General features: G+C 43.4%; 11 protein-coding genes. 3 read left to right on the top strand and 8 right to left on the bottom strand.

What is annotated here, in order from left to right; translation table 11 throughout:
* Positions 1-41 precede the first annotated feature (41 nt).
* The 8 genes from ACO6S0_RS06560 to kduI all read right to left on the bottom strand — a co-directional run bounded on the left by ACO6S0_RS06560 (position 42) and on the right by kduI (position 10,300).
* Complete coding sequence (locus tag ACO6S0_RS06560) at positions 42-563, bottom strand: 5' nucleotidase, NT5C type (protein ID WP_422351200.1); 522 nt, start codon at positions 561-563, stop codon at positions 42-44.
* Between the two features lie 117 nt (positions 564-680).
* A complete protein-coding gene (locus ACO6S0_RS06555; RefSeq protein WP_422351199.1) occupies positions 681-1,733 on the bottom strand; it encodes a LacI family DNA-binding transcriptional regulator in 1,053 nt (350 codons plus the stop codon).
* Between the two features lie 72 nt (positions 1,734-1,805).
* Complete coding sequence (locus ACO6S0_RS06550) at positions 1,806-3,422, bottom strand: sodium:solute symporter (RefSeq protein WP_422351198.1); 1,617 nt, start codon at positions 3,420-3,422, stop codon at positions 1,806-1,808.
* A gap of 10 nt (positions 3,423-3,432) precedes the next feature.
* Positions 3,433-4,758 carry a xylose isomerase gene (xylA, locus tag ACO6S0_RS06545; RefSeq protein ID WP_422351197.1) on the bottom strand — a complete coding sequence of 442 codons (1,326 nt, stop codon included), beginning with the start codon at positions 4,756-4,758 and terminating at the stop codon, positions 3,433-3,435.
* Positions 4,759-4,764: 6 nt separating this feature from the next.
* Entirely contained in the window at positions 4,765-6,246 is a 1,482-nt protein-coding gene (locus tag ACO6S0_RS06540; protein WP_422351196.1) for a xylulokinase, read from the bottom strand.
* Between the two features lie 301 nt (positions 6,247-6,547).
* Positions 6,548-8,107 carry a sulfatase family protein gene (locus tag ACO6S0_RS06535; protein ID WP_422351195.1) on the bottom strand — a complete coding sequence of 520 codons (1,560 nt, stop codon included), beginning with the start codon at positions 8,105-8,107 and terminating at the stop codon, positions 6,548-6,550.
* Positions 8,108-8,284: 177 nt separating this feature from the next.
* A complete protein-coding gene (locus ACO6S0_RS06530; RefSeq protein ID WP_422351194.1) occupies positions 8,285-9,445 on the bottom strand; it encodes a DUF4861 family protein in 1,161 nt (386 codons plus the stop codon).
* 15 nt (positions 9,446-9,460) lie between these two features.
* Positions 9,461-10,300 (bottom strand): 5-dehydro-4-deoxy-D-glucuronate isomerase, encoded by an 840-nt coding sequence (gene kduI, locus ACO6S0_RS06525; protein WP_422351193.1) that lies wholly within the window; start codon positions 10,298-10,300, stop codon positions 9,461-9,463.
* A gap of 110 nt (positions 10,301-10,410) precedes the next feature.
* On the opposite strand from kduI, the gene ACO6S0_RS06520 reads away from it, so the two are divergent.
* Genes ACO6S0_RS06520 through ACO6S0_RS06510 form a run of 3 tightly spaced genes read left to right on the top strand, consistent with a single transcriptional unit; the run spans position 10,411 to position 13,644 of the window.
* On the top strand, positions 10,411-11,454 hold the full coding sequence (locus tag ACO6S0_RS06520) for a LacI family DNA-binding transcriptional regulator (RefSeq protein ID WP_422351192.1): 1,044 nt from the start codon (positions 10,411-10,413) through the stop codon (positions 11,452-11,454).
* Positions 11,451-12,638 carry a glycoside hydrolase family 88 protein gene (locus tag ACO6S0_RS06515; RefSeq protein ID WP_422351191.1) on the top strand — a complete coding sequence of 396 codons (1,188 nt, stop codon included), beginning with the start codon at positions 11,451-11,453 and terminating at the stop codon, positions 12,636-12,638. Before ACO6S0_RS06520 ends, ACO6S0_RS06515 begins: the two co-directional genes overlap by 4 nt.
* A gap of 4 nt (positions 12,639-12,642) precedes the next feature.
* Entirely contained in the window at positions 12,643-13,644 is a 1,002-nt protein-coding gene (locus ACO6S0_RS06510; protein ID WP_422351190.1) for a TRAP transporter substrate-binding protein, read from the top strand.
* Positions 13,645-13,646 lie beyond the last annotated feature (2 nt).

The raw sequence follows: 13,646 nt of genomic DNA, 5'->3' as shown, positions 1-13,646 counted from the left end.
AAGAAGCTTGCACCAAAGTCTAGGCATTTGCATGCCCCAAGTTACAAAAGTTTGGCTGCGATTTCCTCCCAATTGTTCGCTCTTTCAAAACCATTGGTATTTATATTATGGGGAGAGCTGAACATTATGGAACGTCCTTCAAAGTTTTCCAAATTATAGGCCCTGTCATCAATGAGTATGTCTCCCTTTAGGATGTACTTGTGTCCGCACAATATTCTACGTTGCCATGGGATAAAGGGGAAGAACTCATCCAACCAATCCGACTTCTCTTTTAAGGATTCTGGAAATTGCATGGCTGCGGAAGCTATATAGAGCTCGTATTTTTTATCCAGTTCGGACATGACTTCCTGGCTTCCCGTGATGAGCTTCAAATCCCTGAAAAAGCCCTTTTCCCAGGCATGGCCTTTCATGTATGCGGCATGTTCCTTTGGAACACTCTCCCAAGCCTCCTTACCTTGATAATCTTCGGGGGTTAGTTTTATTCCATAATCCTGTTCGTACAATTCCAAATGGGCCAAATAGGTGTCGGCCAACACCTCATCCATATCAACAAAAAGCGTCATCTCAATTAAATTAGTCCCGAAGGAAATAAAAAATGGGCAGCTTACAAATAGATTTGGGCTTTATAATGATTATTTAACCCAAACACATCCCAAAGTTCCTGATCAGACCTTTTATGATCAGGGATGGTCCATCCCAACTGTACTAGACTCGGCTCCCAGCTTTTTAGTGGACTCCCGCTCAATAAGGGTAGTCTTCACAAGCTTTATAGTAAATGGCATTTCCCCCTCATATTCAATTCTGTCAATTAAGATGTTGGCAGCCAATTCACCTATGTATTTACCATGTTGACTCACCATACTAAGGGCAGGGGAAACGTATTTGGACAAACGTCCATTGGTAAACCCAACAATGGATATTTGATTGGGCACATCCACACCTTTCATTTTAAGAATATTCAAGGTGTCCACCGCGGTCATTTCATCCAAGGCTATGATGCCATCAATTTCCTTATCCGCAATGAGCAGGGAAATGAGAAGCTCCAAATCATCGTTCCTTCCCACTTTTACTACACGTTTTTCATCGAAGTCCTTTCCATTTTCCTGAAGCGCCTTTTTATAACCTTCCACCCGCAACTTCCCAACACTGGAATTATAAATGGATGAGATAATGGCTATTTTTTGGCACCCCGTCCTCAGTAAATGTTGGGTTGTCTTGTACCCCGCTTCAAAATCGTCAACTACGATCTTGTCACAATCCAGGTCATCTGAAACCCTATCGAACATGACCATGGGTATTTGATTTTCAATGAGGTCTTGAAGATGTTCCACATTGCCTTTTGCCTGCGTTTCTTCAGAAAGTGACATAATGATACCATCTGCGGTTCCGGAACTTAGTAAATCCACTGTCTGACATTCCTTTAAGTACGATTCATCTGAAATACAACTAATGATACCATACCCGCGGGCATTGGCCGTTTGTTCAATACCGTAAAAAACCTGGGTGAAAAAATAATTCAAAATATTGGGAACAATGACCCCGATGGTCTTGGTACTCTTTTTCAAAAGGCTCAATGCTACATGGTTGGGTCTGTAATGGTGTTCCTTGGCAAATTCCTGGATTCTTTGTTTAAGGTCGTTGCTTATTTCATGGCTGTCATTAATAGCCTTGGAAACCGTGGAAACGGAAACCCCAAAACGGGCTGCTATATCTTTTAAGGTTATTTTTTTCATAGGCTCATTCCAAAATGATAAACCGTATCCTCAAAAATCGAATTAATCCCCAACAAGCAAGGGTTATATCATCTAACCCACAAAATAGGACAAAACGCTTATCACCACAACGAGCAAAAGTACCGAAAGTACGATGTCTACAGTAGAAATACTTTCCTTGTTCAGTCTTCTGTCCTCCTCTGTTAAAGTTCCCAACGATAGTCCACTAATGGTTGCATAATTGGGCGGATTGGTCCCGAGGCTAACAGCAATACAGACTACCACGGAAAAAATGAACATAAAAATGGCCATGTGGGCAAAGTTTATGGTGGCAAAGGTGAGCAAAGCTCCAGATAAGTCAGCTTGATAGATTTCTGCCATGATACGCAAGGCCGCTATGACCAACCCACTGAACAGGGTAACAATGGCCGCTTGCGAATTCACCCTTTTCCAAATAATCCCCAATAGGAAAACCGCTGTTATGGGTGGCGCTATATAGGACTGTACACTTTGAAGATACTGATATAAAACACCTCCTCCTATTTTGTCCATAATGGGAATCCAAATAATCCCCAAGATCACCACAATGGATGTTGCTATTTTCCCAATACGAAGAAGCTTTTTCTCCTCGGTCAGAGGTTTTAGTTTTTTATAGATATCTATAGTGAATATGGTAGAGCAAGAGTTAAAAACGGATGCCAGTGAACTCATCAAAGCCGCCATAAGGCCTCCCGCTACCAAACCTTTCAGGCCAACGGGTAATAAAGTCTTGACCAGTACCGGAAATACCTCATCACTTTTTTCATAGGTCAATACACCCTGCTGTGCCAAAGCAAAGGCTATAATGCCCGGAATCAAGAAAATGAAAATGGGAAGTAGCTTCAAATAGGCTCCAAAGATGGCCCCCCGTCGCCCAATTTTAATATTGTTGGCCGCCAGGGTACGTTGAACAATGTATTGATCCGTACACCAATACCATACCCCAACAATGGTTCCCCCAATCAGCATTCCGGTCCAGGGAAAATCGGGGTCAGAAATTGGTCGCCACATATTAAAATGTTGACTACCCGCTGCTTCGCGCAGTTGTTCCCATCCTCCAACTTGTTGAAGTCCCAAATAAGTGATGATCAAAGAACCTGCAATCAAAATAACCGTTTGCAAGGTTTCCGTATAGATTACGGCCTTCATTCCACCAATAATGGTATAAGCTCCCGTAAAAATCACAATGCCAATGGCTCCGTACCAAAATGGGATTCCCAATAATTCGGAAACCACTATTCCCCCGGCATAAATAGTTACCGACACCTTGGTAATCACGTATCCCACCAGGGAAAAAACGGATAAAAACCAGCGGGAGCGGCTATCAAACCGCTTTTCGAGAAACTCAGGCATGGTAAAGGCCCGGCTTCTAAAATAGAACGGAAGGAAAAGCCAACCCAATAACAACACAATCCATGCATGCAGCTCATAATGAGCCATGGGCATCCCGGATTCAGCTCCTGTTCCCGCCAAACCCACAACATGTTCAGAACCAATATTGGATGCAAAAATTGAGGCCCCAATCACAAACCAGCCCACATTTCTACCAGCCAGAAAGTAATCCTCAGTGTTTTTGTTCTTTTGAAGTACGACCCAAACGGCCACTGCGATCAAGGCCGCCAAATATCCTCCAAGGACCCACCAGTCCGCTGTTTCCAATATTGATTCCATAGTTGGTTTTTTAGCTGTATTGGTTCAAAATGTTTTCATATAATTCCTGCTTGCCGCTGATTTGCTCAGGTTCGCCTATGGTACCGGCATAATCATATAGATCCGTCAGGGAAAGTTTTCCTGCCACATAATCTGCACCCTTGCCCGATTGGAAAGAGCTGTATCGCTTATCCAACAAGGATTCATAAGGAGATTTTTGTAGTACTTCATCCGCCAACAACAAAGCTCTGGCAAAGGTGTCCGCACCACCAATATGTGCCAGGAAGATGTCTTCCAGATCCGTGGAGTTTCTTCGGGTCTTGGCATCAAAGTTAATTCCTCCTCCTTGCAGTCCACCAGATTTTAGGAAGACCAGCATGGCCTCTGTGGTTTCCAGGACGTTGTTAGGAAATTGGTCGGTATCCCATCCATTCTGATAATCACCGCGATTGGCATCTATGCTTCCCAACATTCCAGCATTGGCCGCCACTTGCAACTCGTGTTGAAAGGTATGCTGTGCCAAGGTAGCGTGGTTCACCTCAATGTTCAATTTAAAATCGTGCTCCAGCCCATATTCCCGTATGGTGTTGATGGAGGTTGCGGCGTCAAAGTCATATTGATGTTTGGTCGGTTCCATAGGCTTAGGCTCAATGAAAAAGGTTCCTTTGAACCCTTGGCTTCGTGCATAATCCTTGGCCATGTTCAAGAACCGCCCAATGTTATCCTGTTCCAACTTCATATTGGTATTCAACAAGGACATATAACCTTCCCTGCCTCCCCAGAACACATAATTTTCACCATCCAACGCCATGGTGGCATCCAAGGCAATCTTTACTTGGGCACCTGCCCTGGCCACCACATCAAAATTGGGATTGGAGGCTGCACCGTTCATATATCTTGGATTGGAAAAACAGTTAGAAGTTCCCCACAAGAGCTTGGCACCCGAGGCATCCTGCTTTTGCTTTAAGTACTCCACAATTGCTTGAATCCTCTTTTCTGATTCAGCCAAAGTAGAAGCCTCATCCACCAAATCAAAATCATGAAAGCAGTAGTAATCAAAGCCCATTTTGGTTATAAACTCAAATGCGGCATCAGCTTTTTCCTGTGCAGCTTGCACAGCATCTGAACTTGTGGCCCATGGAAACTGTTTGGTACCTGGACCAAATGGGTCGCCGCCCGTTCCACAGAGGGTATGCCAATACGCCATGGCGAACTTAAAATGTTCCCGCATGGTTTTTCCTGCAACTACATGCTCCGGATTATAAAATTTGAAGGCCAAAGGGTTGTCCGATTCCTTTCCTTCATACTTGATCTCTCCAATTCCCTTAAAATATTCTTTGTCTCCTATTAGTGCCATTTTATCTTATTTTTTAATGATTAGTTCCAATTCTTTTTTCCAGTTATGATATGCGGTTTGATACGATTCCGTATCCTCGAAGGGCATATAGGTCATTACATGATCGTTCCGCATAAAGGCCGAAAAACCATCATACCCTTGTTCTGCAATCGCACAGGCCCTGGCCGCCCCAATGGCTCCTGTGGTATTGTATATTTCTATTTCTTGTTGAATTAATGTTGCAATGGTATTGGAAAAGATATCCGATCGGAAAAGGTTGTCGTTCCCTGCTTTGATAACCTTGGGGTCAATGCCATCGGATTTCATGATTTCCATTCCATACACAAAGGAAAAGGCTATTCCTTCCAAGGCCGCTCGACACATATGTGCTTTGGTGTGCCGATTGAGATCTAAGTTTAGGATACGGGTTCCCACATCTTGGTTCATCAGCATGCGTTCGGCTCCATTGCCAAAAGGAACAATACAAAGTCCATCTGAACCTATTTCTACCCCCGCTGCCAAATTGTTCATTTCCTCATAGGATGAAACCGCCAAGTTGTTGAGCAACCAACGGTATTGGATTCCAGCTCCGTTGATGCAAAGTAGTTTGCCTATATTTTGGACTTCACCTTTTTTGTAATTCACATGGGCAAAGTTGTTGACTCTTGAGCTTTCTTTTACGGAAAGATTGTCCGTTACCGCATACACCACACCAGAAGTGCCACCTGTGGCCGCCACCTCTCCGGGGTGAAACACATTTAAGGACAGGGCATTGTTGGGCTGATCACCGGCTCTGTACATGATAGGAGTTCCCTCCAATAGCCCGCTTTCCTCGGCCCCGGTTGCAGATACTTTGCTTTGAACACCAAAAGTTTCCACTATTTCTGGGACAAGGGCTTGGGAAAAGTTATGGTAATTCAAAATGTCGTGCGAGATTTCATCTTGTTTGAAATCCCAAAAAATACCTTCGGACAATCCGGAAATGGTTGTATTTATCTGGTTGGAAAACCGATAGGCCAAATAATCTCCTGGCAACATGAACTTGTCGATGTTATCATAGATTGCTTTCTCGTTGTCCTGAACCCATCGCAATTTGGAAGCGGTAAAATTTGCAGGGGAATTCAGCAGATGCGTATCACACTTTTCCCTTCCAATGGCTTCATAGGTTTGGTTGCCAATTTCAACAGCCCTACTATCGCACCAAATAATGGACTTCCTCAGCGGCACGCCTTCCTTATCCAACACTACCAAGCCATGCATCTGATACGATATACCAATGCCTATTATCTCCTTTTTGGAAACATTATGGTTTTTCTTTATGCGACGAATGCCCTCACACACATGAAACCACCAGTCCTCAGGTTTCTGTTCTGCCCATCCCTTTTGGGCAGCATGCATGGACATCTCTTCTTCGGGTTGTTGAACCACGCCAACGCTCCTTCCCTTGGAGCTATCCACTAAGGCAACCTTGACGGAAGAACTTCCTAAATCAATTCCTAAATAATACATGTAACAAGTGGCTTGGGTTTAACCAAATGTAGAAATTGCCATGGGTAAATGGAGGTGTTTTTGCGGAAAATGGTTCCATTTGAATACAAGTCAAGCTTTATTCTAAATGAAATAATGCTAATAAATCATTGATTATGAATCAATTATGGTTATGGGGTTTTTACGAAACTTTTTCGAAAACCTTTTCGTAAATTTTCATGAAACACAAAAGAAAACGGAATTGGATTCCTCATTTTCAGGAAAATAGCTATAACTCTCAATCCGATGGGAGCAAGATTTTAAAGAGCTCTGAGAACAAATCCTATTTGAGCTCTAGCGGTTCAATGTTTATGTTTTCTCCTCTAATCCTTTCGAATACCGTAATCAATTCTTGAAGTTTCTCAGGATTGGATTCCGCTAAATTTTGGGTTTCCCCAATATCTTCCTTCAAGTTGTACAATTGGAATTCATCCGAGTTTCCCAATTCTATTTGTACATTGGGGCTCACTTTTTGTCCTCCATAGGGTGGAATCAAGACCCAATCTCCTTTACGGAGGGCGGTTCTTGTTGAAGCTTCAATGACTAGCTCCTCCCTACCTTGTGAGCTCTCTCCCAAAAATGCAGCCAACAAATCCTCACTATCTTCCAGTTTAACATCACTACCCACAAGTGTGGCTAACGAAGAGAGCAAATCCATTTGACAGACCAACGCACTTGAGGTTCCTGGCTCAATGGTTCCTTTCCAATACGTGAAAAATGGCACGTGCGTACCCGCCTCAAACAAGCTGTACTTCCCTCCTCTAAAGGGTCCCCATGGCGTGTGGTCCCCATTTTTTTCTACCGCATCATCATAGTATCCGTCGTTAAGTACAGGTCCATTGTCACTGGTAAAAACAATTAAGGTGTTTTCTAAAATCCCTTCTGCTTCCAGGGTTTTCACCAACTCCCCAATACACCAATCGGCTTCAAAAATGACATCACCTCTAGGACCCAATCCCGTTTTCCCTACAAAACGTTCATGAGGGGTTCTGGGCACGTGGGGCTGCTGTAGCGCATAGTACAGGAAAAAGGGAGCATCCTTCTGTGCTTTGATGTAATCTTGGGCTTCTTTTAAAAATACATCGGCCATATCCTCATCGCGCCACTGCGCCTTTTTACCACCTTTCATGAACCCAATTCTAGGAATTCCGTTGACCACGCTATTGTTGTGACCGTGATGCCATCTCATTTTTAGCTCTTCCGGATTGTCCAATCCAGTGGGTTCCCCTTCAAAATTTTCCGCATAATTAATTTCGATGGGGTCATCAGGATCAAGGCCTTCCACGGTACCATTCTCAATATAAACGGTTGGAACCCGGTCTTGGGTTGCTGCCATTATATAGGAGTGATCAAAGCCGACCTCATTGGGCCCAGGGGACACTGTAGTGTTCCAATCTACTTGTCCACTTCCCAAACCTAAGTGCCATTTTCCAACAATTCCAGTGCGATATCCAACACCCTTGAGCATTTTGGGCAAGGTCATCTGCTCAGTTCCTATAATCAAGGGAGCGGTGCCGGGTAAAATTTTTGCATTCTTCTCACGCCAAGGGTAGACCCCGGTTAGCAGCGCATACCTACTTGGTGTACAAGTCGCCGAGGAGGCATATCCATTGGTAAACACCAAACCTCCAGAAGCCAACTTGTCCATATTTGGTGTTTGCAATTCAGTAGACCCGTTGAATCCCACGTCTCCATATCCCAAATCATCCAAGTAAATAACAATGATGTTGGGTTTCTGCCCAGTTTGTTCTTTCGGAGCTTGCTTTTGCTGTTTGCAGCTACCAAAAGCTAAGAGTAGTATGGTGCATAAAGCAAATGATGAGATTGGTTTAATAGAGTTCATGGGTGATTGTTTAATTGGATTTCTGGATTTGCTTTTTTTAACTGAAATAATTCTCTTTCAATTTGAGCAAACAATATACTTCATCATAGGCATAGGAATCAATAACCTTGAGCCATTTATTTGTTATAAATACATTGAAAGCTTTTCGGACATTTTAAGCCTCCCATCATCAATTGATTATTGAACTTTCAACGGCTTGGAAAGTTTTAAGGCGAATTGGGACAAATAGTCCTCCCATTCTTTTTGGGATTGGAACTGACCACTTTTTTTCCACCCAAAACCGGCATAGTAAATTACCTTGCCATTTTCCATTTGCAGAAGCGCATAGGCGTTGCTCAAATCCATTTGGTCTGTTTCATACGATTCCATATCCTTAAAAACAGAAGTAGGTGCAACAATCGCCGTACCCAACTCAGAATCACCATGAGGTTGCCAATAACTTAACCAACCTTGCGCTTTGTTCCCGTTGACCACCCCATCCTTTTCATGCAAGGTAATCCCAGCAGCGATATATTCCGCTCCCTCAAGGCTGACCTCAAATTTGGATAGATTGCTTCCCTTATCCAAGCTAATAATCTTGGATTCCTTGATTAAAACACCGTCCGCATCCCAATCCTCGTACTCCAAATAAAAACTGGTTCTAATGGGTCCGGATGCAATGTGTTTCCAGTTGCTAAAATTCTTGGAAAAATGATATGTGCTGTCTCTTTTTATAGCGAGTCCACCTACCCCTCTGCTTGGGCCTACATGAAAATTATCCAATCCCTCCCCATCATCCTCATGATAGCTTCCTTCGCTGTTCAATTCCTTTCGGTACCATTTGTTGATGATGGGACGTTCCACCCTTTTTAACCATGCATCCACTCCGCTGGACAGCGTTCCCCCTTCCAAACCCTCTTCTGCCATTTTCTGGGCCTTCGGACCAAAAACTCGAAAGGCAACCTTGTCGTTTTCCCAAGCATAATCGTCCATCCGTTCAGGAACAAAACGCGAAAAACATACCGATTTAGACTTGGGTCTTTCCGAATGATGGATTTCAATCAATTCAAATTTTCTCTTGGAATTTGCCTCCATATTGGGCTGGAACAAAAGCATATCGGCATACTGATCTTTATCCGTATCAACTCCCTGGGAAACCAAAACTTCTTTTGTTTCAAAATCCTGGATGCCGTAGTTGTTCAAGTTGTCAACCCCTAAAAAGGTGCCAGCAAGTTCAACAGTTTCGAAGGCTCTATCCACATCCAACTCATTTACCACAACAAAGGTGAAACCAGCATCTTCAGGAACACAAGCATTTAGAAAAGCTACACTTAAAAGGGAAATGAAAATTTTATTCATGGCCAACAGATTGATTTAACGAAGTTCGGTGATTGGAGCCACATCCATATCGGAATAGTTCAGATTTTCTCCGGCCATACCCCAGATAAAAGAGTAGTTGGAAGTGCCCGAGCCGCAATGTATGGACCAAGGTGGAGATATTACCGCTTGATGATTATGCACCCAGATATGTCTTGTTTCTTGTGGTTGGCCCATAAAATGACATACGGCCTGACCCTCGGGAACATCCAGATAAAAATAGATTTCCATGCGCCTATCGTGCACATGGGCCGGCATCGTATTCCAAACGCTTCCAGATTTTAAGGTGGTCATCCCCATTTGCAACTGACAGGTATCCACTGCCCCTCCTATAATCATCTGATGTACTATTCTATGGTTGGCCGTTTCCAAAGTTCCAAGCTCCATTGCATTGGCCTCTGGCAAGCTTACTTTTTTAGTTGGATATGAAGTATGTGCTGGTGCCGAATTGAAATAAAACATGGCTGGTTGCCCAGGGGCATCGCTCTTAAACACAATTTGCTTCTTTCCCTGCCCTATGTAAAGCGCGTCCTTGTGAGCCAACTGGTAAGGGGCACCATCCACCTCAACCGTTCCTGCCCCTCCAACATTAATGATTCCCAATTCCCTGCGTTCCAAAAAATAATCCGCCTTCAACGGTGCTATGGGTTCCAAGCTAAGATCATTTCCCGGAACTGCAGAACCTACAATGTAGCGATCATAATGGGAATAGGTCATGACAATCTTATCTTTTTGCATCAGGTTGTCTACGAGAAATTCCGCCCTGAGCTTGGTGGTATCATATTGCTTTACAGTCTCTGGATTGGAGGCGTATCGGCTTTCATATTGGGTATTCATACTGTTATATTTCGTGGAAATCAATGCAACAAAGTTATACAAAAAAATAAAATACAATCGATTGTATTATTTTCATATATTTAGACCTCAGTGTTGATTACACTACACCTATGCATGCCAATAATGTTACCATACACGATATAGCTGCTGCGCTCAAGATTGATAGTTCCACAGTATCCCGTGCCCTGAACAACAGTCCTAGGGTCACTCAAAAGACTAAGCAACGTATCTGGGCCAAGGCGGAAGAAATGGGCTATCAACGGAATGTTTTGGCTTCCAATCTTCGCAAGAACAAAACCAATACGATTGGAGTAATCATTCCCAGGATTTCTAGGTTTTTCTTCTCTTCTGCCATTGAAGGTATTGAGGAAACAGCTTTTGAACATGGGTACAATGTGATCATGTGCCAATCCTTGGAAAAGTTGGAACGGGAAACCAATCTGGTACAAACCTTGGTCGCCAACAGAGTAGATGGCATGATTGTATCCATTTCCATGGAAACGCTGGACTATGAACATATGGAATTGGCTCGAAAGAATGGCATTCCGACGGTCTTTTTTGATAGACATTGCGATATCCCTGGAAACAACAATGTGTTATTAAACGATTACCAGGGCAGTTTTGATGCCACCGACCATCTTGTTTCACAAGGATGCAGAAATATTGCACATCTTGCCGGGCCCAGGGACTTGAAACTCTATCAAAACCGGTTCAATGGATACAAGGAAGCTTTGGAAAAAAATGGCCTTCCATTTCAACCCGATTTGGTCATCGATTCCAATTTGATGGAAGAAGATGGGGCAAATGCAGCCCAAAAAATATGGGAGACAATGCCACAAGTGGATGGCATTTTTTCTGCCAATGATGTGGCTGCTGTGGGCGCCATGCAGTTCCTAAAGGGAAAGAACATCAAAATCCCTGAAGAAATAGCCATTGTAGGTTTTAGTAATGGTCCTACTTCCTCTGTTATTGATCCGTCTTTGACAACGGTAGATCAATCCGGTAAAAAAATGGGAAGATTGGCCACGGAATTGCTGATCAGGCAAATCAATGCAAAACCCAACCTCCTTGACCCTGAGACCATAATCCTGGAACCTACTTTGATCCAACGGGATTCCACCCAAAAAAAAACAACCAAACATCCAAAGACATGAAGTATTTCAAACTTATTACATTATCCCTGTTATGCATGGTGCTGTTTTTTTGCACCAAAAAAGAGACAGTCCCAAATGCCGAGCAATTATTGGGAAAGGCTGAAACACAATTGAACAATTTACTACTGGAAGCCGAAAAAGCCAACGACATTCCCAGAACTTTAAACGCCGAACGGGAAATCCATTGGATCAATAAGGGGTTTGATTGGACGGAAGGATTTTTTCCCGGAAGCTGCTGGTACCTATATGAACATACAGGTGATGAAAAATGGAGAAAGGCCGCAGAAAAGTTTCAAGCTCCTTATGAATCCCACAAATACAACATTGACAATCATGATTTAGGCTTCATCTTCAACTGTTCCTATGGAAACGGGTACAGGATTACCCAAAACCCAGCCTTCAAAGAAGTGATGGTGACAGCTGCGGATTCACTGATCACGCGATTCAACCCCACAGTTGGCTGTATACAGAGTTGGAATGTGGATAAAGGATGGCAAGCGCAAAGGGGATGGAAATTCCCCGTGATTGTGGACAATATGATGAACTTGGAACTGCTATTCGAGGTTTCAAAACTGACCAAAAATCCAAAATATGCCAATATCGCCATTGCCCATGCCAATACCACGCTTCAAAATCATTTTCGACCTGACCATAGTTCCTATCATGTAGTGGATTACGATCCAGAAACCGGAGAAGTCCGTAGCAAGGAAACCGCCCAAGGGTATGCCCATGAAAGTTCTTGGGCCCGAGGACAAGCATGGGGGTTGTACGGATATACCTTCTGTTACCGCTACACCCAAAAACCAGAATATTTGAAGATTGCCGAGGATATAGCCAGTTTTTATCTCCAGCATGAAAACCTTCCTGCGGACCTGATCCCCTATTGGGATTTTAACGCTCCCAACATCCCCGAAGAGCCTCGGGATGTTTCTGCGGCCGCCATAGTAGTGTCTGCCCTAATAGAATTGGATGGTTTCAGTAGCACCTCCTATCGACCCGTCATTGATAAGATACTCTCATCGCTAGCATCTGAAACCTACACCGCTGCTGTTGGAGAAAACAAAGGATTTGTTCTAGACCATTCCGTGGGCAGTATTCCCCATGGGGCAGAAATAGATGTGCCTTTAAACTATGCAGATTATTACTATATAGAGGCCTTGACCCGGTACAAACAACAATTTTAACCACATGGCGCAGTTCATTCGATTCCATAAAAATATCACACAGCATATCTTCCCGGTCTTAGTAATAATCGTATTTCTAGGTTGTAATACTACGGGTGGCATACGAACTTTAAAATTAGCCCATGGACTGGATGTAAAGCACTCTGTACATTTAGCTATGGTGCAAATGAGTAAGGATTTGGACAGTATTTCCAAGGGTCAAATGCAATTGGAAATTTATCCGAACCAACAATTGGGTACAGAACGACAATGCCTGGAGCTTTTGCAACTAGGTGCCCTGGATATGACCAAAGTATCTGTTGGTGTATTGGAAAACTTTGCTCCAAAAATGAAAGTTTTGGGTCTTCCCTTTGTCTTCCGGGACCGGGAACATTCCTTCCAAGTTCTGGATGGGCCTATTGGTCAACATCTATTGGATGAGGGAGAAAAATACTGGTTAAAAGGATTGGGATACTATGATGCGGGATCTCGAAGCTTTTATACCAAAGACCGACCTGTTCACAAACCCGAAGATCTGGATGGCCTTAAAATCAGAGTTATGGAGAGTGTTACCGCCATGGATATGGTGAACGGACTTGGTGGCGCGGCTACGCCCATTTCTTGGGGCGAACTGTATACTTCCTTGCAACAAGGAGTGGTGGACGGTGCAGAGAATAACCCTCCGAGCTTTTACCTATCCCGGCACTATGAAGTCTGCAAATATTATTCCCTGGATGAACATACGGTTTTGCCCGATGTGGTTCTCTCCAGCACACATACTTGGAAGAAACTAAACGAACAGGAGCGACAATGGTTAAAACAAGCTGTGGACCTTTCCGTGGTACATCAGAGAAAGCTTTGGGCGATATCCGAACAAGAGGCATTGGATGCAGTTCAGGAAGCCGGTGTTGAAATCATTAGACCGGATAAAACACTTTTTGCGGAGAAGCTCAAATCCAATTTGGATAAATACAAAGAGGATAAAGCATTTTACGATTTAATTAAAGCAATACAGGAAACCAAATAATT

Source organism: Flagellimonas sp. (assembly GCF_965233845.1).
Taxonomy (GTDB): Bacteria; Bacteroidota; Bacteroidia; order Flavobacteriales; family Flavobacteriaceae; genus Flagellimonas.
The sequence above is the reverse complement of the archived record's forward strand: the minus strand, read 5'-3'. Positions and strand labels throughout refer to the sequence as shown.

Bases quoted from the DNA above. Each gene is read 5' to 3' on its own strand.
- ACO6S0_RS06560 (WP_422351200.1), bottom strand. From the start codon at position 563: ATGACGCTTTTTGTTGATATGGATGAGGTGTTGGCCGACACCTATTTG.
- ACO6S0_RS06510 (WP_422351190.1), top strand. From the start codon at position 12,643: ATGGCGCAGTTCATTCGATTCCATAAAAATATCACACAGCATATCTTC.
- ACO6S0_RS06540 (WP_422351196.1), bottom strand. From the start codon at position 6,246: ATGTATTATTTAGGAATTGATTTAGGAAGTTCTTCCGTCAAGGTTGCC.
- ACO6S0_RS06520 (WP_422351192.1), top strand. From the start codon at position 10,411: ATGCATGCCAATAATGTTACCATACACGATATAGCTGCTGCGCTCAAG.
- kduI (WP_422351193.1), bottom strand. From the start codon at position 10,300: ATGAATACCCAATATGAAAGCCGATACGCCTCCAATCCAGAGACTGTA.
- ACO6S0_RS06515 (WP_422351191.1), top strand. From the start codon at position 11,451: ATGAAGTATTTCAAACTTATTACATTATCCCTGTTATGCATGGTGCTG.
- xylA (WP_422351197.1), bottom strand. From the start codon at position 4,758: ATGGCACTAATAGGAGACAAAGAATATTTTAAGGGAATTGGAGAGATC.
- ACO6S0_RS06550 (WP_422351198.1), bottom strand. From the start codon at position 3,422: ATGGAATCAATATTGGAAACAGCGGACTGGTGGGTCCTTGGAGGATAT.
- ACO6S0_RS06535 (WP_422351195.1), bottom strand. From the start codon at position 8,107: ATGAACTCTATTAAACCAATCTCATCATTTGCTTTATGCACCATACTA.
- ACO6S0_RS06555 (WP_422351199.1), bottom strand. From the start codon at position 1,733: ATGAAAAAAATAACCTTAAAAGATATAGCAGCCCGTTTTGGGGTTTCC.
- ACO6S0_RS06530 (WP_422351194.1), bottom strand. From the start codon at position 9,445: ATGAATAAAATTTTCATTTCCCTTTTAAGTGTAGCTTTTCTAAATGCT.